Genomic DNA, 23,305 nt, shown 5'->3' with positions numbered 1-23,305 from the left:
CCCGGCCGCTTTTCGTACAGCGAACTGACAGGAAATTTATCCGCCTTGTAACATTCAGAAACGTAGAATCTCGCCAGCAGGTCATCGTCCTGATGCACTGCCACCTGACTCTCGGAGAAAGAGCGCCCGCCCCTTCTCGCGGGGTCTTTCGAACAGAAGCCAAGCTCACCCCACCGCTCCCCTGAACCTGAACGCTGCAGGAATGACTGCCTATGAATAAAGTGCTTCGTCACTACATACCAGCATCCACCATGCGCTTGCTGCCCAACCGTTGGGATTTGGTCGCCCTGCCGCTGGTGATCGGCTTTCTGCTGTTTTTTTCCATCACTGCGCGGGAAACCTGGGCCCCCATCGAGACGCTGCAGAGCGAGGTCATTTCCCTCGACCCCGCCAACCTGCCGGAATATGCGATGCGCACCACCCTGCGCATGCTCGCGGCGATGGTCGCGGCGCTGATCTTCACCCTGCTCTACGGCACCCTGGCCGCCAAAAGCCGGCGCGCCGAAAAACTGCTGGTGCCCGTGCTCGACATCCTGCAATCGGTGCCGGTGCTCGGTTACATCTCGTTTACCGTGACCTTCTTCCTGCTGCTGTTTCCCGGCCGCGTGCTGGGCGCAGAGTTCGCGGCGATCTTCGCGATCTTCACCAGCCAGGCCTGGAACATGACGTTCAGCTTCTACCAGTCGCTGCGCATGCTGCCCCATGACCTGGTGGAAGTGTCCACCAACCTGCGGCTGTCCGGCTGGCAACGCTTCTGGAAGCTCGACGTGCCGTTCGCCATGCCGGGGCTGGTGTGGAACATGATGATGAGCATGTCCGGCGGCTGGTTTTTCGTGGTCGCCTCCGAAGCCATCACCGTCGGCGACAAGACCATCACCCTGCCCGGCGTCGGTTCGTACCTGGCCTTGGCCATTGCCCAGAAAGACCTGCATGCCGTGGGCTATGTGATCCTGGCGATGATCGCGGTGATCCTGATCTACGACCAGTTCCTGTTCCGCCCACTGGTGGCCTGGGCCGACAAGTTCCGCATGGAAACCACCGCCTCCCAGGGCGCTGCGCCGCAATCCTGGGTGCTGAACCTGATCCAGCGCACGCGCATGGTCCAACGCATCCTGCGCCCCATCACCCGCGCCATCGGCCGCATCGGCAACAAACGCTTCAGGCTCGCCGGCGGCGCGTTCAAGGCATTGCCGAGCGAATCGCCGGCAGCGTCCAAGGTGATCGATTGGGTATGGGGCGGGTTGATTGGCCTGCTCACGGCCTACGCGCTGTACCACATCGTGCAGTACGTCGGCACCGAAGTGACCTTCGCCGAGGTCGGCCATGTCTTCGTGCTCGGTTTGATAACCCTGCTGCGAGTGACCGGCCTGATCCTGATTGCCTCGCTGATCTGGGTACCGCTGGGCGTGATGATCGGCCTGCGTCCGCGCCTGGCGCAAAAGATCCAGCCCGTGGCGCAGTTCCTCGCGGCGTTTCCGGCGAACCTGCTGTTCCCGGTATTCGTCATTGTGATCCTGCACTACCACCTCAACCCGGACATCTGGCTCAGCCCGCTGATCGTCCTGGGCACCCAGTGGTACATCCTGTTCAACGTGGTGGCCGGTGCCAGCGCGTTTCCCAATGACTACAAGGAAGCCGCCGCCAACTTCCGCATTCGCGGCTGGCTGTGGTGGCGCAAGGTGATGCTGCCGGGCATTTTCCCGTACTACGTCACCGGCGCGATTACCGCATCGGGTGGCGCATGGAACGCCAGCATCGTTTCCGAGTATGTGTCCTGGGGCCAGGACAATGTGGTCGCCCACGGCCTTGGCGCCTACATTGCACAAACCACCGCGGCGGGCGACTTCCCGAAAATCGCCCTGGGCGTGGTGGTGATGTCGATCTTTGTGGTGGTCTTCAACCGTGCGGTCTGGCGCCCGATGTACGCCATGGCTGAGAACAAACTGCGTCTGAATTGAGGGGCAATTTGCCGAGATGAGTACCTATACCGAACACACTGCCGACACCCCGGAAATCTACTCGCTGAAAAATGTGAACCGGGTGTTCGGCAAAGGCAAAGACGAGCTGCAAGTGCTCAGCGGCGTGGACCTGAGCCTGCACGAAGGCGAGATCGTCGGCATGCTCGGCCGTTCCGGTTCCGGCAAGTCGACCTTGCTGCGCATTATTGCCGGGCTGATCCAGCCGTCGTCGGGCGACGTGCGCTACCACGGCGTACCGCTGACCGGCCCGGCCGAAGGCGTGGCCATGGTGTTCCAGACCTTTGCCCTGTTCCCGTGGCTGACCGTGCTGGAAAACGTCGAGGCCGGCCTGCAAGCCTTGCAGGTCGAACGCAAGGAAGCCCGCCGCCGTGCCCTGGCCGCCATCGACCTGATCGGCCTGGACGGTTTTGAAAACGCCTACCCCCGCGAATTGTCCGGCGGCATGCGCCAGCGCGTCGGGTTTGCCCGTGGCCTGGTGGTCAACCCGACCCTGCTGCTGATGGACGAACCCTTCTCCGCCCTCGACGTGCTCACCGCCGAAACCCTGCGCACCGACTTGCTGGAGCTATGGAGTGGCAAGCAATTACCGATCAAATCGATCCTGATCGTGACCCACAACATCGAAGAAGCAGTGTTGATGTGCGACCGCATCCTGGTGCTGTCCTCCAACCCCGGCCGGGTGGTCGCCGAGATCAAGGTGCCGTTTGCCCACCCACGCAACCGCCTGGACCCGACGTTCCGGCAAATGGTCGATGACATCTACGCGCTGATGACCGACCGACGCAGCGCCGATGCCAGCGCCGGCAAGCCGGAGTTGAAGATGAGTAGCCTGCTGCCGGAAGTCTCCACCAACCTGATGGCCGGCCTGATCGAAACCCTGGCCGCCGAGCCCTACAACGGCCACGCGGGCTTGCCCAACGTGGCCGAGCGGCGCTTGCTGGAAGTCGACGACCTGTTCCCGGTGGCCGAGATGCTCGAGCATTTGGGCTTCGCCGAACTCAAGGGCGCCGACATCACCCTCACCGACGCCGGCAAGCTGTTTGCCGACTACGGCACCCAGGAACGCAAGACCCTGTTCGCCGAGCACCTGATCCAGCACGTACCGCTGGCCGCGCGCATTCACCAGGTACTGCTCGAACGCAGCGGGCACCGCGCGCCACGGGTGCGTTTCGAACAGGAGTTGGAAGACTCGATGACCGAAGCCTTCGTGGAAAAGACCCTGGAAAGCGTGGTGGCGTGGGGGCGGTACGCGGAGATTTTCTCCTACGACGACCACACTGAGACATTCAGCCTGGAAGACGTCGAAGGCAGCATGTAGTTAGTCAGGACCAACACAGTTCCAAATGTGGGAGCGGGCTTGCTCGCGAAAGCGGTGTTTCAGCCAGCACAGGTAGCGACTGACACTCCGTTTTCGCGAGCAAGCCCGCTCCCACACAAGCTCACTTCGACATTGAATCTCTGGTGTTTTCAGATTACGAACAAATCCACAAAGCGATTGACCGGCGTGGCCTCAAGCTTCGCCTGATCCTTGCACAACGCAAAAATCTCCCCGCTGCGCTGCGCGGTAAACCGCGTGGCCAGGTTGGCCTTGAACTTGTCTTCCAGCAATGCAATACCCTCCACCCGACGACGGCGATGACCAATCGGGTATTCCACCGCCACCTGCTCGGTACTGGAGCCGTCCGTGAAAAACACCTGCACCGCGTTGGCAATTGAGCGTTTGTCGGCTTCCAGGTATTCGCGGCTGTAGCGCGGCTCTTCGACGATGACCATCTTGTCGCGCAACGCGTCGATGATCGGGTGCGCGGCGTGGAATTCATCTTCGTACTGCTCGGCCACCAAATTGCCAAACGCCAGCGGCACGGCGGTCATGTATTGCAGGCAGTGGTCACGGTCGGCAGCGTTGGCCAGTTGGCCGACCTTGGAGATGATGCGGATCGCCGATTCATGGGTGGTGATCACGATGCGCTCGATTTCATGCAGGCGATCCTTGACCAACGGGTGCAAGGTCACGGCGGCTTCGCAGGCGGTTTGCGCGTGGAACTCGGCGGGGAAGCTGATCTTGAACAGCACGTTTTCCATCACGTAAGTGCCGTAGGGCTGGGGCAGGCTGAATGCGCGTTTGTCTTCGGGCTTGAGGGCCAGGTCCTTGTTGGTGTGGCTGAACAACACGTCGTAGAAACCCCATTGCGGCGCGCTCAAGACGCCGGGGATGCCCATCTCGCCACGCAGGGCGATGTCGGCCAGGCGCACACCGCGACTCGACGCATCCCCCGCCGCCCATGACTTGCGCGAACCCGCGTTCGGCGCGTGCCGATAGGTGCGCAGCGCCTGACCATCGACAAACGCGTGGGACAGCGCGGCAAGCAACTGCTCGCGACTGGCCCCCATCAGCTTGGCGGTCACCGCCGTGGAGGCAACTTTCACTAACAGCACATGGTCGAGGCCGACACGATTGAACGAGTTTTCCAGGGCAATCACTCCCTGGATCTCATGGGCCATGATCATCGCTTCGAGTACCGCACGCACAGTCAGCGGCGCATCGCCGTTGGCCACGCGTTTTTGTGAGAGGTGATCGGCCACGGCGAGGATGGCGCCGAGGTTATCCGAAGGGTGGCCCCATTCAGCAGCGAGCCAGGTGTCGTTGTAGTCAAGCCAACGCACGATGCAGCCGATGTCCCACGCGGCCTTGACCGGGTCCAAGCGGAACGAGGTGCCCGGCACCCGTGCACCGAACGGCACCACCGTGCCCTCGACAATCGGCCCCAGGTGCTTGGTGCACTCGGGGAAACGCAGGGCCAGCAGGCCGCACCCCAGGGTGTCCATCAGGCAGTTGCGGGCGGTGTCCAGGGCGACCTGGGAATCGATCCGGTAGTTGAGGACGTAGTCGGCGATGTCCTGCAGGACCTGGTCGTAGTCGGGGCGGTTGTTCTGGTCGACATTGGCGCTCATGGCAGTGCTCCAAGAAAGGGTTGGGGTTAGTCCTCGGGCTCACGGTTGTTGAAAGCAGGTCTTGAATGCCTGCCTTGGAATAGAAACTCTACGTAGGTAGCCCCCTGTGGGAGCGGGTTTGCCCGCGATGGCGGTGTTTCAGTCGATACAGACTTCACTGACCCAGCGCCTTCGCGAGCAAGCCCGCTCCCACACAAGCCCTATCCCACATTAGGGATTGGTGTTGGGCTTAGAAAGCGTCGCCGGGGATGCGCACGAAGCCTTCCATCAATACCCGCGCACTGCGGCTCATGATGGCTTTTTTCACTACCCACTCACCGTCCACCTGGCTGGCTTCGGCGCCCACCCGCAACGTGCCCGACGGATGCCCGAAGCGCACCGCATTGCGCTCCACGCCACCCGCAGCGAGGTTGACCAGCGTGCCGGAAATCGCCGCCGCCGTGCCAATCGCCACTGCCGCCGTGCCCATCATCGCGTGGTGCAACTTGCCCATGGACAGTGCACGCACCAGCAAATCCACATCGCCGGCCTTGATCGCCTTGCCGCTCGAGGCCACGTAGTCCGCAGGCTTGGCCACAAATGCGATCTTCGGTGTGTGCTGGCGCCGGGCCGCTTCATCCAGTTGTTTGATCAGGCCCATGCGCAGCGCGCCGTAGGCGCGAACGGTTTCGAACATCGCCAGGGCTTTCGGGTCGCTGTTGATCGCGCCTTGCAGTTCGGTGCCGGTGTAGCCGAGGTCTTCGGCGTTGATGAAGATCGTCGGGATGCCGGCGTTGATCAGCGTCGCCTTGAAGGTGCCGACACCCGGCACCTCGAGGTCGTCGATCAGGTTGCCGGTGGGGAACATCGAACCGCCGCCGCCCTCTTCGTCCGCCGCCGGGTCCATGAACTCCAACTGCACTTCGGCGGCCGGGAAGGTCACGCCATCCAGCTCGAAGTCACCGGTTTCCTGCACGGCGCCGTCGGTGATCGGCACGTGGGCAATGATGGTCTTGCCGATATTGGCCTGCCACACACGCACCACGGCCACGCCGTTGCGGGGCACGCGGGCCGGGTCGACCAGCCCCGCGCTGACGGCAAACGAACCAACCGCCGCCGACAGGTTGCCGCAGTTGCCGCTCCAATCCACGAACGGCTTGTCGATGGACACCTGGCCGAACAGGTAATCCACGTCGTGCTCGGCGCGGGTGCTTTTGGCGAGGATCACGGTTTTGCTGGTGCTCGACGTGGCGCCGCCCATGCCGTCGATTTGCTTGTCATAGGGGTCGGGGCTGCCGATCACCCGCAGCAGCAGGGCGTCGCGTGCAGCGCCCGGCACCTGCGCCGCTTCGGGCAGGTCCGTGAGGCTGAAAAACACGCCTTTGCTGGTGCCGCCACGCATGTAGGTGGCGGGGATCTTGATTTGCGCTACGTGTGCCATGGTTCCCCCTCAGGCCGTTGCCGCCGATTCCAGGAAGTCCTGGGCAAAACGCTGCAACACGCCACCCGCTTCGTAGATCGACACTTCTTCGGCGGTGTCGAGGCGGCAGGTCACCGGCACTTCGACACGTTCGCCATTCTTGCGGTTGATCACCAGGGTCAGCGTGGCACGCGGGGTGCGTGCGCCGACCACGTCATAGGTTTCGCTGCCATCGATCTGCAACGTATGACGGTCGGTGCCCGGCAGGAACTCCAGCGGCAACACGCCCATGCCCACCAGGTTGGTGCGGTGGATGCGCTCGAAACCTTCGGCGGCGATCGCTTCCACACCGGCCAGGCGCACGCCCTTGGCCGCCCAGTCGCGGGACGAGCCCTGGCCGTAGTCGGCGCCGGCAATGATGATCAGCGGCTGCTTGCGTTCCATGTAGGTTTCGATGGCTTCCCACATCCGCGTGACCTGGCCTTCCGGCTCGATCCGCGCCAGGGAGCCCTGCTTGACCTTGCCGTTTTCCACCACCATTTCGTTGAACAGTTTCGGGTTGGCAAAGGTCGCGCGCTGCGCGGTCAAGTGGTCGCCGCGATGGGTCGCGTAGGAGTTGAAGTCGACTTCCGGCAAGCCCATTTTCGCCAGGTATTCACCGGCGGCGCTGTCGAGCATGATCGCGTTGGACGGCGAAAGGTGGTCGGTGGTGATGTTGTCCGGCAGCACCGCCAGCGGGCGCATGCCCTTGAGCGGACGGGCCCCGGCCAGCGCACCTTCCCAGTAAGGCGGGCGACGGATATAGGTGCTTTGCGGGCGCCAGTCGTACAGCGGCGCGACTTTGGGGCCGGTGTCTTCATGGATCGCGAACATCGGGATGTACACCTTGCGGAACTGCTCCGGCTTGACCGAGGCCTTGACCACCGCGTCGATTTCTTCGTCGCTCGGCCAGATGTCTTGCAGGCGGATTTCCTGGCCATTGGCGTCGAGGCCGAGCACGTCTTTTTCGATGTCGAAACGGATGGTGCCGGCAATCGCGTAGGCCACCACCAACGGCGGCGAGGCGAGGAATGCTTGCTTGGCGTACGGGTGAATGCGCCCGTCAAAGTTGCGGTTACCCGACAGCACGGCGGTGGCGTACAGGTCGCGGTCGATGATTTCCTGCTGGATCACCGGATCGAGCGCGCCGGACATGCCGTTGCACGTGGTGCAGGCAAACGCCACCACGCCAAAGCCGAGTTGTTCCAGTTCATGATCCAGGCCGGCGTCTTCCAGGTACATGGCCACGGTTTTCGAACCTGGCGCCAATGAGGATTTGACCCACGGTTTGCGCGTCAGCCCCAGTTTGTTGGCATTGCGTGCCAGAAGGCCTGCGGCAATCACGTTGCGCGGGTTGCTGGTGTTGGTGCAACTGGTGATGGCCGCAATGATCACCGCGCCGTCGGGCATCTGGCCGGGCACTTCGTCCCATTGGCCGCTGATGCCTTTGGCGGCCAGGTCGCTGGTTGCCACGCGCGCGTGGGGGTTGCTCGGGCCTGCCATGTTGCGCACTACGCTGGACAGGTCGAACGTCAGGCCGCGCTCGTATTGCGCGCCTTTGAGGTCATCGGCCCACAGGCCAGTGTGACGTGCATATTGCTCCACCAGCGCGACCTGTTCGTCTTCGCGGCCGGTGAGTTTCAGGTAGGCGATGGTTTGCTGATCGATATAGAACATCGCCGCCGTGGCCCCGTATTCCGGGGCCATGTTGGAGATGGTCGCACGGTCGCCGAGGGTCAGGGCCGAAGCACCTTCGCCAAAGAACTCCAGCCACGCGCCCACCACTTTCTGTTTGCGCAGGAACTCGGTCAGCGCCAGCACCATGTCGGTGGCGGTGATGCCCGGTTGCAGCTTGCCCGTCAGCTCGACACCGACGCTTTCCGGCAGGCGCATCCACGAGGCGCGGCCGAGCATCACGCTCTCGGCTTCGAGGCCGCCGACGCCGATGGCGATCACGCCCAACGCGTCCACGTGCGGGGTGTGGCTGTCGGTGCCGACACAGGTATCCGGGAACGCCACGCCGTCACGCACCTGGATCACCGGGGACATTTTCTCCAGGTTGATCTGGTGCATGATGCCGTTGCCCGGCGGAATCACGTCGACGTTCTTGAAGGCTTTCTTGGTCCACTCGATAAAGTGGAAGCGGTCTTCGTTGCGCCGGTCTTCGATGGCGCGGTTCTTCTCGAACGCGTCCGGATCAAAACCACCGGCTTCGACGGCCAGGGAGTGGTCGACGATCAATTGCGTCGGCACTACCGGGTTGACCTGCGCGGGGTCGCCACCTTGCTGGGCGATGGCGTCGCGCAGACCGGCGAGGTCGACCAGGGCGGTCTGGCCGAGGATGTCATGGCACACCACACGGGCCGGGAACCACGGGAAGTCGAGGTCACGCTTGCGTTCGATCAGTTGGCTCAGGGACACATCGAGGGTGGCCGGGTCACAGCGACGCACGAGGTTTTCGGCGAGTACGCGGGAAGTGTAGGGCAAGGTGGCGTAGGCACCGGGGGTGATGGCCTCGACAGCCGCGCGGGCGTCGAAGAAATCCAGGCGGCTGCCGGGGAGCGGTTTGCGAAATTCAGTGTTCATCGTCAGGACTCGGTCACGGTAGTTGCAAAAGGAAGACCTGTGCCTATCCAGAATTGAAATGCGATCCCAGTGTGGGAGCGGGCTTGCTCGCGAAAGCGGTGTGTCATTCAACACACCTGCGACTGAGACACCGCTTTCGCGAGCAAGCCCGCTCCCACATTTGATCCGGTTTCCAATTCAGGGTCGCCGGTCTTCTTACTCAGCGACGTTCGATTGCCACGAACTTGCGCTGTTCTACGCCGATGTACTCGGCGCTTGGACGGATGATGCGGTTGTTGGCACGCTGCTCGAACACATGCGCAGCCCAGCCGGTCAGGCGCGAGCAGACAAAGATCGGCGTGAACAGCTTTGTCGGGATACCCATGAAGTGGTACGCCGAGGCATGGTAGAAGTCGGCGTTGGGGAACAGCTTCTTCTGCTCCCACATGGTCTTGTCGATGGCTTCGGACACCGGGAACAACACGGTGTCGCCCACTTCGTCAGCAAGCTTTTTCGCCCAGCCCTTGATCACTTCATTGCGCGGGTCGTTGTCTTTGTAGATCGCGTGGCCAAAGCCCATGATCTTGTCCTTGCGCGCCAGCATGCCGAGGGTGCCTTCGACCGCTTCTTCAGCGGACGAGAACCGTTCGATCATTTCCATCGCCGCTTCGTTGGCACCGCCATGCAGCGGGCCGCGCAGGGAGCCGATGGCGGCGGTGACGCAGGAATACAAGTCCGACAGGGTCGACGCACACACCCGGGCGGTGAAGGTCGAGGCGTTGAATTCGTGTTCGGCGTAGAGGATCAGCGACACGTTCATCACCTTGACGTGCAGCTCGCTCGGCTTCTTGCCGTGCAACAGGTGCAGGAAATGCCCGCCGATGCTTGGCTCGTCGGTCACGCAGTCGATGCGCTGGCCGTCGTGGCTGAAGCGATACCAGTAGCACATGATCGCCGGGAAGGCGGCGAGCAGGCGGTCGGTGACGTCGCGTTGCACGCTGAAGTCGGTTTCCGGCTCGATGTTGCCCAGGAACGAGCAACCCGTGCGCATCACGTCCATCGGGTGGGCGTCGGCGGGGATGCGCTCCAGCACTTCCTTCAGGGCTTGGGGCAGGTCGCGCAGCTTGCTCAGCTTGGCGCTGTAGGCGGCCAGTTCGGCCTTGCTCGGCAGTTCACCGTACAGCAGCAGGTAGGCGACTTCTTCAAACTGCGCATCGGCGGCCAGTTCGCGCACGTCGTAGCCGCGATAGGTCAGGCCGGCACCGGCCTGGCCCACGGTGGACAGTGCGGTCTGCCCGGCCACCTGGCCACGCAGGCCGGCGCCGCTCAGTACTTTTGCTTCAGCCATGTCTGTTCTCCAATCTTGTACTTATAGGGAGTCGCGAGTGGAGCTGGGTTCGTGTGGGAGCGGGCTTGCTCGCGAAGACGGTGTGTCAGTCACAGCAATTACAGCTGATACACCGCTTTCGCGAGCAAGCCCGCTCCCACACAAGCCTGCTCCCACACAATCACTTTTTCGCAGCAAACAACGCGTCGAGCTTCTGCTCGAAGGTGTGGTAGTCGATGCGGTCGTACAGTTCCATGCGGGTTTGCATGGTGTCGATCACGTTCTGTTGGGTGCCGTCGCGACGGATCGCGGTGTAGACGTTTTCGGCGGCCTTGTTCATGGCGCGGAAGGCCGAGAGCGGGTACAGCACGATGGAAACATCGGCAGATTTCAACTGTTCGGTGGTGTACAGCGGCGTGGCGCCGAATTCGGTGATGTTGGCCAGGATCGGCGCTTTCACCCGGGCGGCGAACAGCTTGTACATCTCCAGTTCAGTGATGGCTTCAGGGAAGACCATGTCGGCGCCGGCCTCGATGCAGGCGGCGGCACGCTCAAGGGCGGACTCCAGGCCTTCCACCGCGAGGGCGTCGGTGCGCGCCATGATCACGAAGCTGTCATCGGTGCGCGCATCCACGGCGGCCTTGATGCGGTCGACCATTTCCTGCTGGGACACGATTTCCTTGTTCGGGCGGTGGCCGCAGCGCTTGGCACCGACCTGGTCTTCGATGTGGATGGCGGCAGCGCCGAACTTGATCATCGACTTGACCGTACGCGCCACGTTGAACGCCGAGGAGCCGAAACCGGTGTCCACGTCCACCAGCAGCGGCAGATCACACACGTCGGTGATGCGGCGCACGTCGGTGAGCACGTCATCCAGGCCGGTGATGCCCAGGTCCGGCACCCCCAGGGAACCCGCCGCAACCCCGCCACCCGACAGGTAAATGGCCTTGAACCCGGCGCGCTTGGCCAGCAGCGCGTGGTTGGCATTGATCGCGCCAACCACTTGCAGCGGGTGCTCACTGGCGACGGCGTCACGGAAACGCTGGCCTGGGGTGCTCTTGTTATTGGAACTCATCATTCACCTCGTGATTGGGCTGGGCCGTCGGGGAAGTGACGGGCAATGTTGCGTTTGGATGCGCCGATGTGGCGGCGCATCAACAGTTCGGCCAGTTCACCGTCGCGATCGGCAATCGCATCCAGAATGCGGTGGTGTTCGGCAAAGGCCTGGCGTGGACGATTGGGTGTGGCGGAGAACTGGATGCGGTACATGCGCACCAACTGGTACAGCTCGCCGCAGAGCATTTGCGTGAGGGTGCGGTTGCCGGCGCCCTGGATGATCCGGTAGTGGAAGTCGAAATCGCCTTCCTGCTGGTAGTAGCCGACGCCAGCCTGGAACGCGGCGTCGCGTTCGTGGGTATGCAGCACTTGGCGCAGTTCTTCGATTTCGGCGTCGGTCATGCGCTCGGCCGCCAGGCGGCAGGCCATGCCTTCGAGGGATTCGCGGATTTCATAGAGTTCGATTAACTCGGCGTGGCTCAACGACACCACCCGCGCGCCAACATGCGGTATGCGCACCAGCAGGCGCTGGCCTTCCAGGCGGTGGATCGCCTCGCGCAGCGGGCCACGGCTGATGCCGTAGGTGCGCGCCAGCTCCGGCTCGGAGATCTTGCTGCCGGGGGCGATCTCGCCCTTGACGATGGCGGCCTGGATACGGCGGAAGACGTTCTCAGACATGGTCTGGGATTCGTCCGTTGTCGCCACCGAGGCTTCCGCTTGATCCAGCATATTGTCGACACCTTTAAAATCAATGTGGCAAAAACTAGCCAATCAAGCCTGGATAGTCAAAGAATAAATCCACATTGTCGACAATCGTCTAATAACCCCCTTCACACTTGATAAGGGCATGGCCGCCTGCCAGCGCTGGCGCCAAAAAAGCATCATGTTAGAATGCCCGCCGCTTTTGCCTGACATCACCTGATGAAAAGGCGCACGAGGGAGTTTGCGCAGCAATGCCAGTCGCCTTGAATTGAACATCGCACTGTACAGCCTCGGGATTTATGAGACTCAAGCCCTTCCTTCTATTGATCAGCCTGTTGACCCTACCAAGCCTTGGCATTGCCGCCGAGAAGACTGTGTATGGCCTGAACGAATACGCCAAGCTGGCGGGTATCGACCTCGAAGTCGCCGCCAAACTCGACACCGGTGCCAAGACCGCCTCCCTCAGTGCCCGCGACATCAAGCGCTTCAAGCGCAATGGTGAATCCTGGGTACGCTTCTACCTGGCCATCGACACCGCCCATTCCCACCCCATCGAACTGCCCCTGGCCCGCGTCAGCAAGATCAAGCGCCGCGCCGGTGACTACGACCCCGATGAGGACAAGAAATACACCGCCCGTCCGGTGATTGCCCTCGACGTCTGCATGGGCAACGCTTTACGCAGCATCGAAGTGAACTTGACTGACCGTAGCGCATTCCAATACCCGCTGCTGATCGGCTCCGAAGCCTTGAAACGCTTTGATGCGCTGGTCGACCCCAGTCTTAAATACGCAGCAGGCAAACCCGCCTGCGCCGCCGACGCTTATACCGCCGAGTAAACCGAATGCGCTCTCTGACCCTGCACCTGAAAATCCTGATCACCATCCTGGTGGTGTTGGGTATTTCGGTCACCGCCTACCAGATTTTCGTGCTGGGGATCCCCGTTACCGAGGACGCCACCGACGACTTGTGGAATATCGACGCCAAGGTCGAGTTCGTCGCCAACCCGAAGGACCCGGTGAAGATCCAAATGTTCGTGCCGCCGCTGAGCCGCGACTTCGTCAGCCTCAACGAGAGCTTCATCTCGAACAACTACGGGGTCAGCGTCAACCGCATCGACGGCAACCGCAAGGTGACCTGGTCGGCGCGCCGCGCCAAAGGCAACCAGACCCTGTATTACCGCCTGGTGCTGACCAAGCGTTACAGCGGTGAAAAGGTCAAGATCAAGGGCCCGACCTTCCGCGACAGCATCGCCGTGGAAGGCCCGGAAAAAATCGCCGCCGAAGCCCTGCTGGCGCCGATCCGCCAGCACTCGGCCGACGTCGAGACCTTCATCACCGAAGCCATCAAGCGCACCAACAACCTCAACGACGACAACGTGAAGCTGCTGCTGGCGGGCGACCCGTCGACGCCGCACAAGGCCAAGATCGTCGAGTTGCTGCTGTCCATCGCCCACGTGCCGGTGGAAAAAGTCCACACCATCCGCCTCGTCGCCGACCAACCACAAACCCCGGAGCTGTGGCTGCGCAGTTTCAACGGCAATGACTGGCTGTACTTCAACCCGGAAACCGGCGAACAAGGCCTGCCCGCCGACCGCCTGCTGTGGTGGACTGGCGATGAAAACCTGATCACGGTGGATGGCGGCAAGAAAGCCATGGTGACCTTCAGCCTGAACAACAGCGAGATGAACGCGATTCGCCTGGCCAAGCTGACGGACGAAAACACCGACGCCAACTTCCTCGAATACTCGTTGTACGGCCTGCCGCTGCAAACCCAGCAGACCTTCATGATCATGGTGATGATCCCGATCGGCGTGCTGGTGATCCTGATCCTGCGCAACCTGATCGGCTTGCAGACGCTGGGTACCTTCACCCCGGTGCTGATCGCCCTGGCCTTCCGCGAGACGCAGTTGGGCTTCGGGATTGTGCTGTTTACGATTATCACGGCGCTGGGGCTTTCGTTGCGCTCCTACCTGGAGCATTTGAAGTTGCAGATGCTGCCGAGGCTGTCGGTGGTGCTGACGTTTGTGGTGGTGCTGATCGCCGCCATCAGCCTGTTCAGCCACAAGCTGGGCCTGGAGCGCGGCTTGTCGGTGGCGCTGTTCCCTATGGTGATCCTGACCATGACCATCGAACGCCTGTCGATCACCTGGGAGGAACGCGGCGCCAACCATGCGCTGAAAGTGGCGATCGGCACGTTGTTCGCTGCGTCCCTGGCGCACCTGATCATGAGCGTGCCGGAGCTGGTGTACTTCGTGTTTACCTTCCCGGCGATCCTGTTGATCCTGGTGGGCTTCATGCTGGCCATGGGGCGTTATCGCGGCTACCGCCTGACCGAGCTGGTGCGTTTCAAGGCGTTCTTGAAGGCTGACCAGTAATGTTCGGTTTCTGGAAGACCTGGAAAGCCCTCGAAGCGCGGGGAATCATGGGCATCAATCGGCGTAATGCCGACTACGTGCTCAAGTACAACAAGCGCAGCCTGTACCCGATCGTGGATGACAAGATCATCACCAAGGAACGGGCAATTGCCGCTGGCATCCACGTGCCGCAAATGTACGGAGTGATCTCCACCGAGAAGGAAATCGACAAGCTCGACGAGATCATCGGTGGGCGCAGCGACTTCGTGATCAAGCCGGCTCAGGGCGCCGGCGGTGATGGCATCCTGGTGGTGGCGGACCGCTTCGAGGGCCGCTATCGCACGGTATCGGGCAAGATCATCAGCCATGAAGAAATCGAGCATCAGATCTCCAGCATCCTCACCGGCCTGTATTCCCTGGGCGGCCACCGCGACCGCGCGCTGATCGAGTACCGCGTGGTACCCGACCAGATCTTCAAGAGCATCAGCTACGAAGGCGTGCCGGACATCCGCATCATTGTGCTGATGGGTTACCCGGTGATGGCCATGTTGCGCCTGCCGACACGCCAGTCCGGCGGCAAGGCCAACCTGCACCAGGGCGCCATCGGCGTGGGCGTCGACCTGGCCACCGGCCTGACCCTGCGGGGCACCTGGCTGAACAACATCATCACCAAACACCCCGACACCACCAACGCGGTGGACGGCGTGCAACTGCCCAACTGGGACGGTTTCATGAAGCTCGCGGCCGGTTGCTACGAGCTGTGCGGGCTGGGTTATATCGGTGTGGACATGGTGCTCGACCAGGAAAAAGGCCCGCTGATCCTGGAACTGAATGCGCGGCCGGGGCTGAATATCCAGATCGCCAACGACTGCGGGCTGACCCTGCGCACCCACGCGGTGGAAGCGCGCCTGGAAGAGCTGAAGGCCGCTGGCGTGACGGAAACCCCGGAAGAACGGGTAAAGTTCGTGCAGGAGATGTTTGGGCATATCCCGCCGGTTGAAGGCTGAACACCAATCTAATGTGGGAGCGGGCTTGCTCGCGAATGCGGTGGATCAGTTGAAACACCTGTGACTGACACACCACATTCGCGAGCAAGCCCGCTCCCACATTTGAACCGCGGTCTAGGACCCAGTTCTTCGGGGCGCTACAATCCCCTCCCCCCACGCACACGGCTGATCCATCCCGCGCATGCCTACCTGCTCCGTACACCCGCTGCCCTACCGGGCCAACCCCGCTGACTACTTCACGGCGATTCGCCATGCCCCCGGCGCGGTGCTGCTGGACAGCGGCCGCCCGGCGGCCGAACGTGGGCGTTATGACCTGCTCAGCGCCTGGCCACAGGCTACATTGACGGTTTCGCCTGACGAAAACGGCACTGATTTCCTGCAACGCTTGCGGGAAAACGTGGCGCATCTGGGCGAGGCGGATTTGCCTCCAGGTTATGAATTACCCTTTGCCGGTGGCCTGATCGGCTACCTGAGCTACGACTTCGGCCGGCACCTGGAACAGATGCCGCACCTGGCGACAGACGACCTGCACCTGCCGGACGCACGCTTCGGACTGTATGCCTGGGCGTTGATCAGCGATCACCAGGCGCGGACCAGCCAACTTGTATTCCACCCCACGCTGGCCGACAGCGAGCGCCAACGCCTGATTGCGCTGTTCAGCGCTGGCATGACCGACACGCCTGCCACCTTCAAACTCCAGGGCCCCATGGCCCCCGACCTCACCGCCGAGGCCTATCGACAGGCCATCGTGCGGATCCAGGACTACATCCAGGCCGGCGACTGCTACCAGGTCAACTTTGCCCAGCGCTTTCGCGCGCCGTGCAGCGGGGACCCGTGGGTCGCCTACTGCGCCCTGCGCGCAGCCTGCCCTACGCCTTTCTCCGGGTTCCAGAGCCTGCCCGATGACGGCGCCGTGCTGAGCCTGTCGCCGGAACGCTTCGTGCACGTCAGTGAACGCCGCGTTGAAACCCGCCCGATCAAAGGCACCCGCCCCCGTGGCCTGACGCCAGAAGAAGACGCCGCCAACGCCGCCGAACTGCTGACCAGCCCCAAGGATCGCGCCGAAAACCTGATGATCGTCGACCTGCTGCGCAACGACCTCGGCCGCACCTGCCGCACCGGCTCGGTGAGCGTGCCGGAACTGTTCAGCCTGGAAAGCTACCCCAACGTGCACCATCTGGTCAGCAGCGTTGTAGGCACCCTGGCCGATGACAAGGACGCCCTCGACTTGATCGCCGGCAGCTTCCCCGGCGGCTCCATCACCGGCGCACCGAAGATCCGCGCAATGCAAATCATCGACGAACTGGAACCGACCCGGCGCGGCTTGTACTGCGGCTCGCTGATGTACCTGGACGTGCGCGGCGAGATGGACAGCTCCATCGCTATCCGCAGCTTGCTGGTCAAGGACGGGCAAGTGTGCTGCTGGGGGGGCGGCGGGATTGTCGCGGACTCGCAGTGGGAGGCGGAGTATCAGGAGTCGCTGACGAAGGTGCGGGTGTTGTTGGAGACACTGGAAGGTTTGTAGTGACTGGGCTGGCCTCATCGCGGGAAAGCCCGCTCCCACATTTGACTGCATTCTCATGATGGAACTCGGTCAAGTGTGGGAGCTGGCTTGCCTGCGAAGAGGCCATCAGCCGCGCTGAAAGCCTTACAGGCTCAACGACCGATTCGACGCCTTGATAAATTCCTGCTTCAACGCCTCAAACGTGTGCACCGCCGGGAACTGCGGGAACTCGCGGATCACATTCTCCGGCGCATGGAACAGGATCCCACGATCGGCCTCGCCCAGCATGGTGGTGTCATTGTAGGAATCGCCCGCAGCAATCACCCGGTAGTACAGGCTTTTGAACGCCAGTACTGACTGACGCTTGGGGTCTTTCTGGCGCAGTTGGTAACTCACCACGCGGTCGGTTTCGTCGGTGATCAGACGGTGGCACAGCAGTGTCGGGAAGCCCAGTTGGCGCATCAGCGGCTGGGAGAATTCGTAGAAGGTATCCGACAGAATCACCACCTGGAAGCGTTCGCGCAGCCAGTTGACGAACTCGATCGCGCCGTCCAGCGGCTTGAGGGTGGCGATCACTTCCTGGATGTCGGCGAGCTTGAGCCCATGTTCGTCAAGAATGCGCAGGCGCTGCTTCATCAGCACGTCGTAGTCGGGAATGTCACGGGTGGTGGCCCGCAGGGATTCAATACCGGTTTTTTCGGCGAAGGCGATCCAGATTTCCGGAACCAGCACCCCTTCCAGGTCGAGACAGGCAATTTCCACAAGACACTCCTATTTATATTGTTAACGCTGAGCGAGCAAAAGGACTGCCGAACTCTAGCGATTCAAGCTCGCGGCCGCAACGCAGGGCGGATTTTGATACCATCGCCCACCTATAGAGCGCTTAGCGCCACTGACCTTGTAGGAACCGTGCTGATGAACCAAGCCTTCGACGTCGCTGAACTCGCCGCGACTTATGCCAACAAGTCCGCCCAGGACATTCTCAAACTGGCGTTCAGCCAGTTCGGCGATGACCTGTGGATTTCCTTCAGCGGTGCCGAGGACGTGGTGCTGGTGGACATGGCCTGGAAGCTGAACAAGAACGTCAAGGTGTTCAGCCTCGACACCGGCCGCCTGCACCCGGAGACCTACCGGTTCATCGAGCAGGTGCGTGAGTTCTACAAAATCGACATCGAGCTGATCTCGCCGGACCAGACCAAGCTGGAACCCTTCGTCAAGGAAAAGGGCCTGTTCAGCTTCTACAAGGACGGTCATGGCGAATGCTGCGGCGTGCGCAAGATCGAGCCCTTGCGCCGCAAACTGTCCGGTGTCAGCGCCTGGGCTACCGGCCAGCGCCGCGACCAGAGCCCTGGCACCCGCAGCCAGGTAGCGGCGCTGGAAATCGACTCGGCGTTCTCCACGCCAGAGCGCACGCTGTACAAGTTCAACCCGCTGGCACAGATGACCAGCGAAGAGATCTGGGGCTACATCCGCATGCTGGAACTGCCGTACAACAGCCTGCATGAGCGTGGCTTTATCAGCATCGGCTGCGAGCCGTGCACCCGCCCGGTGTTGCCGAACCAGCATGAGCGCGAAGGGCGTTGGTGGTGGGAGGAAGCGACGCAGAAGGAATGTGGGCTGCATGCGGGGAACATCATCAGCAAGGCTTGAAGCTGATGCAGTAAACAATGTGGAATGAGCTTATGTGGGAGCGGGCTTGCTCGCGAATGCGGTGTATCAGTGATGAATGTATCAACTGACACTCCGCATTCGCGAGCAAGCCCGCTCCCACATTTGTTTTGTATTGGCCATTAGAGATGTACACACACGTGTAACTATCGGTGCCATTTATGTGTGCAATTTTTGCTTGTCCGCACCAATACGTAACACCTATTCCCGCCTATCTTTCCCGTTCGTGAATCGCCCTCTTCCCGCCAAAAAATAAATAGCTGTTCAATCGGTCAATTTATATTTCTTGTAATTCAGTAATTTATTTATCCCACCTACAAAAACGAAATTACCTACAGTTTTCATAGATCGAAAACTGGCACGCATGTGGCTTAAGGTGAAAAGCGCTTTGTATACAATAAATACAAAACCTACATACACTTTGCCATCTGCGGCTCTCCTGCGGATGTGCTGGAGCCTGCCGGAATGCGTACAAGTCTCTCGAATAACATCGCACTGGATCTGCCCTCCGACCTCCACCCCGCGGCCGTCGACCCTGGCCCGCTGGTGCTGAGCCCGCGCCTGCACAACAAGGACCTGGCGCCCACCAAAGTCGAAGGGCGTCGCTGGGGGCGCTATAGCATCTTTGCGCTATGGACCAACGACGTGCACAACATCGCCAACTATTCGTTCGCCATTGGCTTATATGCACTGGGCCTGGGCGGCTGGCAGATATTGCTGTCCCTCGGCATTGGCGCTGCGCTGGTGTACTTCTTCATGAACTTGTCGGGTTACATGGGGCAGAAGACCGGCGTGCCGTTCCCGGTGATCAGCCGCATCAGTTTCGGTATTCATGGCGCACAGATTCCGGCGTTGATCCGCGCCGTCATCGCGATTGCCTGGTTTGGTATCCAGACCTACCTGGCCTCGGTGGTTTTCCGCGTGCTGCTGACCGCCATTCATCCAGGCTTTGCCGACTATGACCACGACTCGATCCTCGGCCTGTCATCCCTCGGCTGGGCGTGTTTTGTCGCGATCTGGCTGGTGCAACTGGTGATCCTGGCCTACGGCATGGAAATGGTGCGCCGCTACGAAGGCTTCGCCGGGCCGGTGATTTTGCTGACCGTGGCCGCGCTGGCCGGTTGGATGTATTTCCAGACCGGCGGCAGCATTGCCTGGTCGATCCGCGAGCCGCTCAGCGGTGGTGAGATGTGGCGCAATATCTTCGCGGGCGGCGCGCTGTGGCTGTCGATCTACGGCACGCTGATCCTCAACTTCTGCGACTTCGCCCGCTCCTCGCCCTGCCGCAAGACCATCCAGGTCGGCAACTTCTGGGGCCTGCCGGTAAACATCCTGGTGTTTGCCGCGATCACCGTGCTGCTGTGCGGTGGGCAATTCCAACTCAACGGCCGGGTAATCGAAAGCCCGACCGAAATCATCGCCGCCATCCCGAACACCTTCTTCCTGGTCCTGGGTTGCCTGGCGTTCCTGATCGTCACCGTGGCGGTGAATATCATGGCCAACTTTGTCGCGCCGGCCTTTGTATTGAGCAACCTGGCGCCCAAATACCTGAACTTCCGTCGTGCCGGGTTGATCAGCGCCACCGTGGCCGTACTGATCCTGCCGTGGAACCTCTACAACAGCCCGCTGGTGATCGTGTACTTCCTGTCGGGCCTGGGCGCGCTGCTGGGGCCGTTGTACGGGGTGATCATGGTCGATTACTGGCTGATCCGTAAAAGCCGGGTAGATGTGCTGCAACTGTATAGCGAAGACCCGAATGGCGCTTATTACTACAGCCGCGGGGTCAATCTGCGTGCCGTAGCGGCATTTGTTCCTGCAGCAGTGATCGCCATTCTCCTGGCCCTGCTGCCCGGTTTCGCCAGCGTGTCACCGTTCTCCTGGATGTTTGGCGCCGGTATTGCAGGGTTGCTCTACCTGCTGATCGCCAAGCGCCAGCCGTTCTACGCCGATGTCAGTGGCGAAAGCATTGCCGTCGATAACGTCAGCCATTAATCAAGGACATTCCATGCGCATCCTCGTGGTCAACGTCAACACTACCGAATCCATCACCGAAACCATCGCCCAGCAGGCACGCGCCGTGGCCGCGCCGGGCACCGAGATTGTCGGGCTCACGCCTTACTTCGGCGCGGAATCGGTGGAGGGCAACTTTGAAAGCTACCTGGCGGCCATCGCGGTGATGGACCGGGTGATGGCCTACGACCAACCGTTCGATGCGGTGATTCAGGCCGGCTATGGCGAACACGGCCGCGAAGGCTTGCAGGAATTGTTGAACGTGCCGGTGGTGGACATCACCGAAGCCGCCGCCAGTACCGCGATGTTCCTCGGCCATGCCTACTCGGTGGTGACCACTCTCGACCGCACTGTGCCGCTGATCGAAGACCGCCTGAAACTCGCAGGGCTCTACCAGCGTTGCGCCTCGGTACGCGCCAGCGGCATGGCGGTGCTGGAGCTGGAAGAAGACCCGTTGGCCGCGATGGAAGCCATCGTGCGCCAGGCGGAACTGGCCATTCGCGAGGACAAGGCCGAGGTGATCTGCCTGGGTTGCGGCGGCATGGCCGGGCTGGATGAGCAGATCCGCCAGCGCACCGGCGTGCCGGTGGTGGATGGGGTGACAGCGGCGGTGACCATTGCCGAGTCGCTGGTACGACTGGGGTTGTCGACGTCGAAGATCAGGACCTATGCGACCCCCAGGCCAAAGAAGGTCATCGGTTGGCCGGGCCAGTTCGGCCGGTAGACCGAGCTGCCTGCATCGCGGGCAAGCCCGGCTCCCACAGTTGATCGCAGTGCAACGGTGAAATGCAGTCTCCTGTGGGAGCTGGCTTGCCTGCGATGCAGGCGACTCGGTCCACCAGGAGGATCAAACCGCACTGAAGCGCTGCCCCAACTGCTGCTCGGCAAACTGCTCGATAATGAAATCTACAAATGCGCGAGTCTTTCCAGGCAGCAGTTTATGTTCGGCGTAGTAGAGGGAGATGTTGCCGTCGTCGACGTACCAGTCAGGCAGCACCCGCACCACCGCGCCGCTGTCCAGAAACGGCACAGCCATGGGCATACTCACCAGGGCAATGCCCAGGCCCTGGGCGCTGGCGCAGCAGGCGGCCTCGGAGTCGCTCATGGTCATGCTCGGCTTGAGCACCAACGGCCGGTGCTCACGCTCGATACTGGTCAATTGCCAGGAACGTATGCGCCCGGTCTGCGGTGAGCGGATCAGGATGCCGAGGCAGCGCGACAAATCTTCGGGCGCCCGCACCGGCGGGCGTTGTGCCAAGTAATCCGGCGCGGCCACCAGCACCCGATGCGCGGGCGTGAGTTTGCGTGCCACCACGCCTTGGGGCAGTTCAAAACCGCCGCCGATGGCCGCATCGAAGCCTTGGCCGATCAGGTCGACCTGGCGGTTATCGAAATGCCAGTCCGGGCTTATGTCCGGGAAGCGCGCCATGAACGCGCCCAACAGCGGCACCACGTAGCGGTTGCCAAACACCGTGCCCATACTGACCTTGAGCGTGCCCACCGGCCGCCCTTCGGCGCTGGCCAGGTTGGCCACGGCGTTCTGGATGGTGGTGAGGCTGCCGCTGACTTCTTCAAGGAACAGCTTGCCGGCTTCGGTTAGGGTCAGGCGGCGGGTGCTGCGCTGGAACAGGCGCACACCGAGGCGCGCTTCCAGCTTGGCGACGCTTTTGCCCACCGCTGCCGGTGTCAGGCTCAGGTGCCGCGCCGCCTCGGCAAAACTGCCTCCTTCGGCGCTGCGCACAAAGCATTCGATACTGCCAAAGCTTTCCATATCGCCACACTCTAAACTTTTGGTTTACACAGACTATAGCAATCACGGTCTACCGATAGGGGTGGGTGAGGTCGATACTCGGCTCCAACAACAAGGCATCCCGCCTTGAACAGCTAGGAGATCGACATGACCACACACAACCTCAGCGGCAAAGTCGCCTTGATTCAAGGCGGTTCCCGCGGCATCGGCGCCGCCATCGTCAAGCGCCTGGCGGCGCAAGGTGCAGCGGTTGCCTTTACTTACGTGAGCTCGGCCGCCAAGGCTGAAGAATTACAAAACAGCGTGATCAGAGAAGGTGGCAAGGCCTTGGCGATCCACGCCGACAGCGCCGATGCCGCAGCGATCCGCAACGCGGTCAACGCCACCGTCGAAGCCTTTGGCCGCCTGGACATCCTGGTGAACAACGCCGGCGTCCTGGCCATCGCGCCGCTGGAAGCGTTCAAGCTGGAAGACTTCGACCAGACCCTGGCGATCAACGTGCGCAGCGTGTTTATTGCGACCCAGGAAGCGGCCAAGCATATGGGAGACGGCGGCCGGGTGATCAATATCGGCAGTACCAACGCCGAGCGCATGCCCTTTGGCGGCGGTGGCCCGTATGCGATGAGCAAGGCGGCGCTGGTGGGCTTGACCAAAGGCTTGGCACGGGATCTGGGGCCACGCGGGATTACCATCAACAACGTGCAGCCTGGGCCGGTGGATACCGACATGAACCCGGCGAACAGTGATTTTGCCGAGAGCTTGATCGGGCTGATGGCGGTGGGGCGGTATGGGCATGTGGAGGAGATTGCCAGTTTTGTGGCGTACCTCGCCGGCCCGGAAGCCGGTTATATCACTGGGGCGAGCCTGACCATCGATGGTGGTTTCAGCGCCTAGTTTGCTGGAACACTGCAAAACCCAATGTGGGAGCGGACTTGCTCGCGAAAGCAGTGGATCAGTCGATCAATCTGTTGACTGACGCTCCGCTTTCGCGAGC

At 61.7% G+C, this 23,305-nt stretch carries 18 protein-coding genes; 10 read left to right on the top strand and 8 right to left on the bottom strand.

Annotated elements, in window-relative coordinates:
* Nucleotides 1–212: 212 nt before the first annotated feature.
* The gene (locus tag LIY36_RS04070) at nucleotides 213–1,958 is read left to right on the top strand and encodes an ABC transporter permease (RefSeq protein ID WP_226454887.1); all 1,746 of its coding nucleotides are present in this window, start codon (nucleotides 213–215) and stop codon (nucleotides 1,956–1,958) included.
* Nucleotides 1,959–1,974: 16 nt separating this feature from the next.
* Nucleotides 1,975–3,297: an ABC transporter ATP-binding protein gene (locus tag LIY36_RS04065; RefSeq protein ID WP_226454886.1), complete on the top strand. Its 1,323-nt coding sequence runs from the start codon at nucleotides 1,975–1,977 to the stop codon at nucleotides 3,295–3,297.
* A 149-nt stretch (nucleotides 3,298–3,446) separates the two neighbouring features.
* On the opposite strand, the gene prpD is transcribed toward LIY36_RS04065, so the two are convergent.
* The 6 genes from prpD to LIY36_RS04035 all read right to left on the bottom strand — a co-directional run bounded on the left by prpD (nucleotide 3,447) and on the right by LIY36_RS04035 (nucleotide 12,046).
* On the bottom strand, nucleotides 3,447–4,931 hold the full coding sequence (gene prpD, locus LIY36_RS04060) for a 2-methylcitrate dehydratase (RefSeq protein WP_226454885.1): 1,485 nt from the start codon (nucleotides 4,929–4,931) through the stop codon (nucleotides 3,447–3,449).
* Nucleotides 4,932–5,160: 229 nt separating this feature from the next.
* Nucleotides 5,161–6,351 carry a 2-methylaconitate cis-trans isomerase PrpF gene (gene prpF / locus LIY36_RS04055; protein ID WP_192297176.1) on the bottom strand — a complete coding sequence of 397 codons (1,191 nt, stop codon included), beginning with the start codon at nucleotides 6,349–6,351 and terminating at the stop codon, nucleotides 5,161–5,163.
* A 9-nt stretch (nucleotides 6,352–6,360) separates the two neighbouring features.
* Nucleotides 6,361–8,955 (bottom strand): Fe/S-dependent 2-methylisocitrate dehydratase AcnD, encoded by a 2,595-nt coding sequence (gene acnD / locus LIY36_RS04050; RefSeq protein ID WP_226454884.1) that lies wholly within the window; start codon nucleotides 8,953–8,955, stop codon nucleotides 6,361–6,363.
* 199 nt (nucleotides 8,956–9,154) lie between these two features.
* Nucleotides 9,155–10,282: a bifunctional 2-methylcitrate synthase/citrate synthase gene (gene prpC, locus LIY36_RS04045; protein ID WP_192297178.1), complete on the bottom strand. Its 1,128-nt coding sequence runs from the start codon at nucleotides 10,280–10,282 to the stop codon at nucleotides 9,155–9,157.
* 160 nt (nucleotides 10,283–10,442) lie between these two features.
* Entirely contained in the window at nucleotides 10,443–11,336 is an 894-nt protein-coding gene (gene prpB, locus LIY36_RS04040; protein ID WP_027603670.1) for a methylisocitrate lyase, read from the bottom strand.
* On the bottom strand, nucleotides 11,336–12,046 hold the full coding sequence (locus LIY36_RS04035; protein ID WP_226454883.1) for a GntR family transcriptional regulator: 711 nt from the start codon (nucleotides 12,044–12,046) through the stop codon (nucleotides 11,336–11,338). Before LIY36_RS04035 ends, prpB begins: the two co-directional genes overlap by 1 nt.
* Nucleotides 12,047–12,318: 272 nt before the next feature.
* On the opposite strand from LIY36_RS04035, the gene rloA reads away from it, so the two are divergent.
* The 4 genes from rloA (at nucleotide 12,319) to pabB (ending at nucleotide 16,904) form a co-directional block, all read left to right on the top strand.
* Complete coding sequence (gene rloA, locus LIY36_RS04030; protein ID WP_226454882.1) at nucleotides 12,319–12,855, top strand: retropepsin-like aspartic peptidase RloA; 537 nt, start codon at nucleotides 12,319–12,321, stop codon at nucleotides 12,853–12,855.
* A gap of 5 nt (nucleotides 12,856–12,860) precedes the next feature.
* Nucleotides 12,861–14,393, top strand: a complete 1,533-nt coding sequence (rloB, locus tag LIY36_RS04025; protein ID WP_192297181.1) for an osmotic stress tolerance membrane protein RloB — start codon at nucleotides 12,861–12,863, stop codon at nucleotides 14,391–14,393.
* On the top strand, nucleotides 14,393–15,379 hold the full coding sequence (locus tag LIY36_RS04020) for an alpha-L-glutamate ligase-like protein (RefSeq protein ID WP_090400363.1): 987 nt from the start codon (nucleotides 14,393–14,395) through the stop codon (nucleotides 15,377–15,379). The genes rloB and LIY36_RS04020 overlap by 1 nt, the downstream gene beginning before the upstream one ends.
* A gap of 181 nt (nucleotides 15,380–15,560) precedes the next feature.
* Nucleotides 15,561–16,904, top strand: coding sequence for an aminodeoxychorismate synthase component I (pabB, locus tag LIY36_RS04015; RefSeq protein WP_226454881.1), 1,344 nt, complete (start codon nucleotides 15,561–15,563; stop codon nucleotides 16,902–16,904).
* A gap of 123 nt (nucleotides 16,905–17,027) precedes the next feature.
* On the opposite strand, the gene thrH is transcribed toward pabB, so the two are convergent.
* Nucleotides 17,028–17,645 (bottom strand): bifunctional phosphoserine phosphatase/homoserine phosphotransferase ThrH, encoded by a 618-nt coding sequence (gene thrH / locus LIY36_RS04010; RefSeq protein ID WP_226454880.1) that lies wholly within the window; start codon nucleotides 17,643–17,645, stop codon nucleotides 17,028–17,030.
* A 153-nt stretch (nucleotides 17,646–17,798) separates the two neighbouring features.
* On the opposite strand from thrH, the gene LIY36_RS04005 reads away from it, so the two are divergent.
* The 3 genes from LIY36_RS04005 to LIY36_RS03995 all read left to right on the top strand — a co-directional run bounded on the left by LIY36_RS04005 (nucleotide 17,799) and on the right by LIY36_RS03995 (nucleotide 21,285).
* Complete coding sequence (locus LIY36_RS04005; protein ID WP_105522965.1) at nucleotides 17,799–18,533, top strand: phosphoadenylyl-sulfate reductase; 735 nt, start codon at nucleotides 17,799–17,801, stop codon at nucleotides 18,531–18,533.
* 483 nt (nucleotides 18,534–19,016) lie between these two features.
* Nucleotides 19,017–20,543 carry an NCS1 family nucleobase:cation symporter-1 gene (locus LIY36_RS04000; protein WP_226454879.1) on the top strand — a complete coding sequence of 509 codons (1,527 nt, stop codon included), beginning with the start codon at nucleotides 19,017–19,019 and terminating at the stop codon, nucleotides 20,541–20,543.
* A 13-nt stretch (nucleotides 20,544–20,556) separates the two neighbouring features.
* Entirely contained in the window at nucleotides 20,557–21,285 is a 729-nt protein-coding gene (locus tag LIY36_RS03995; RefSeq protein WP_065873911.1) for an aspartate/glutamate racemase family protein, read from the top strand.
* A 123-nt stretch (nucleotides 21,286–21,408) separates the two neighbouring features.
* On the opposite strand, the gene LIY36_RS03990 is transcribed toward LIY36_RS03995, so the two are convergent.
* Nucleotides 21,409–22,332: a LysR family transcriptional regulator gene (locus LIY36_RS03990; RefSeq protein ID WP_226454878.1), complete on the bottom strand. Its 924-nt coding sequence runs from the start codon at nucleotides 22,330–22,332 to the stop codon at nucleotides 21,409–21,411.
* Between the two features lie 126 nt (nucleotides 22,333–22,458).
* On the opposite strand from LIY36_RS03990, the gene LIY36_RS03985 reads away from it, so the two are divergent.
* On the top strand, nucleotides 22,459–23,205 hold the full coding sequence (locus LIY36_RS03985) for a 3-oxoacyl-ACP reductase family protein (RefSeq protein ID WP_226454877.1): 747 nt from the start codon (nucleotides 22,459–22,461) through the stop codon (nucleotides 23,203–23,205).
* The last annotated feature ends 100 nt before the right edge of the window (nucleotides 23,206–23,305 follow it).

The organism is Pseudomonas sp. AF03-9, assembly GCF_020515815.1.
In the GTDB taxonomy this organism is placed as follows: domain Bacteria; phylum Pseudomonadota; class Gammaproteobacteria; order Pseudomonadales; family Pseudomonadaceae; genus Aquipseudomonas.
The sequence above is the reverse complement of the archived record's forward strand: the minus strand, read 5'-3'. Positions and strand labels throughout refer to the sequence as shown.

Bases quoted from the DNA above. Each gene is read 5' to 3' on its own strand.
- LIY36_RS04070 (WP_226454887.1), top strand. From the start codon at position 213: ATGAATAAAGTGCTTCGTCACTACATACCAGCATCCACCATGCGCTTG.
- LIY36_RS04065 (WP_226454886.1), top strand. From the start codon at position 1,975: ATGAGTACCTATACCGAACACACTGCCGACACCCCGGAAATCTACTCG.
- prpD (WP_226454885.1), bottom strand. From the start codon at position 4,931: ATGAGCGCCAATGTCGACCAGAACAACCGCCCCGACTACGACCAGGTC.
- prpF (WP_192297176.1), bottom strand. From the start codon at position 6,351: ATGGCACACGTAGCGCAAATCAAGATCCCCGCCACCTACATGCGTGGC.
- acnD (WP_226454884.1), bottom strand. From the start codon at position 8,955: ATGAACACTGAATTTCGCAAACCGCTCCCCGGCAGCCGCCTGGATTTC.
- prpC (WP_192297178.1), bottom strand. From the start codon at position 10,282: ATGGCTGAAGCAAAAGTACTGAGCGGCGCCGGCCTGCGTGGCCAGGTG.
- prpB (WP_027603670.1), bottom strand. From the start codon at position 11,336: ATGAGTTCCAATAACAAGAGCACCCCAGGCCAGCGTTTCCGTGACGCC.
- LIY36_RS04035 (WP_226454883.1), bottom strand. From the start codon at position 12,046: ATGCTGGATCAAGCGGAAGCCTCGGTGGCGACAACGGACGAATCCCAG.
- rloA (WP_226454882.1), top strand. From the start codon at position 12,319: ATGAGACTCAAGCCCTTCCTTCTATTGATCAGCCTGTTGACCCTACCA.
- rloB (WP_192297181.1), top strand. From the start codon at position 12,861: ATGCGCTCTCTGACCCTGCACCTGAAAATCCTGATCACCATCCTGGTG.
- LIY36_RS04020 (WP_090400363.1), top strand. From the start codon at position 14,393: ATGTTCGGTTTCTGGAAGACCTGGAAAGCCCTCGAAGCGCGGGGAATC.
- pabB (WP_226454881.1), top strand. From the start codon at position 15,561: ATGCCTACCTGCTCCGTACACCCGCTGCCCTACCGGGCCAACCCCGCT.
- LIY36_RS04005 (WP_105522965.1), top strand. From the start codon at position 17,799: ATGAACCAAGCCTTCGACGTCGCTGAACTCGCCGCGACTTATGCCAAC.
- LIY36_RS04000 (WP_226454879.1), top strand. From the start codon at position 19,017: ATGCGTACAAGTCTCTCGAATAACATCGCACTGGATCTGCCCTCCGAC.
- LIY36_RS03995 (WP_065873911.1), top strand. From the start codon at position 20,557: ATGCGCATCCTCGTGGTCAACGTCAACACTACCGAATCCATCACCGAA.
- LIY36_RS03990 (WP_226454878.1), bottom strand. From the start codon at position 22,332: ATGGAAAGCTTTGGCAGTATCGAATGCTTTGTGCGCAGCGCCGAAGGA.
- LIY36_RS03985 (WP_226454877.1), top strand. From the start codon at position 22,459: ATGACCACACACAACCTCAGCGGCAAAGTCGCCTTGATTCAAGGCGGT.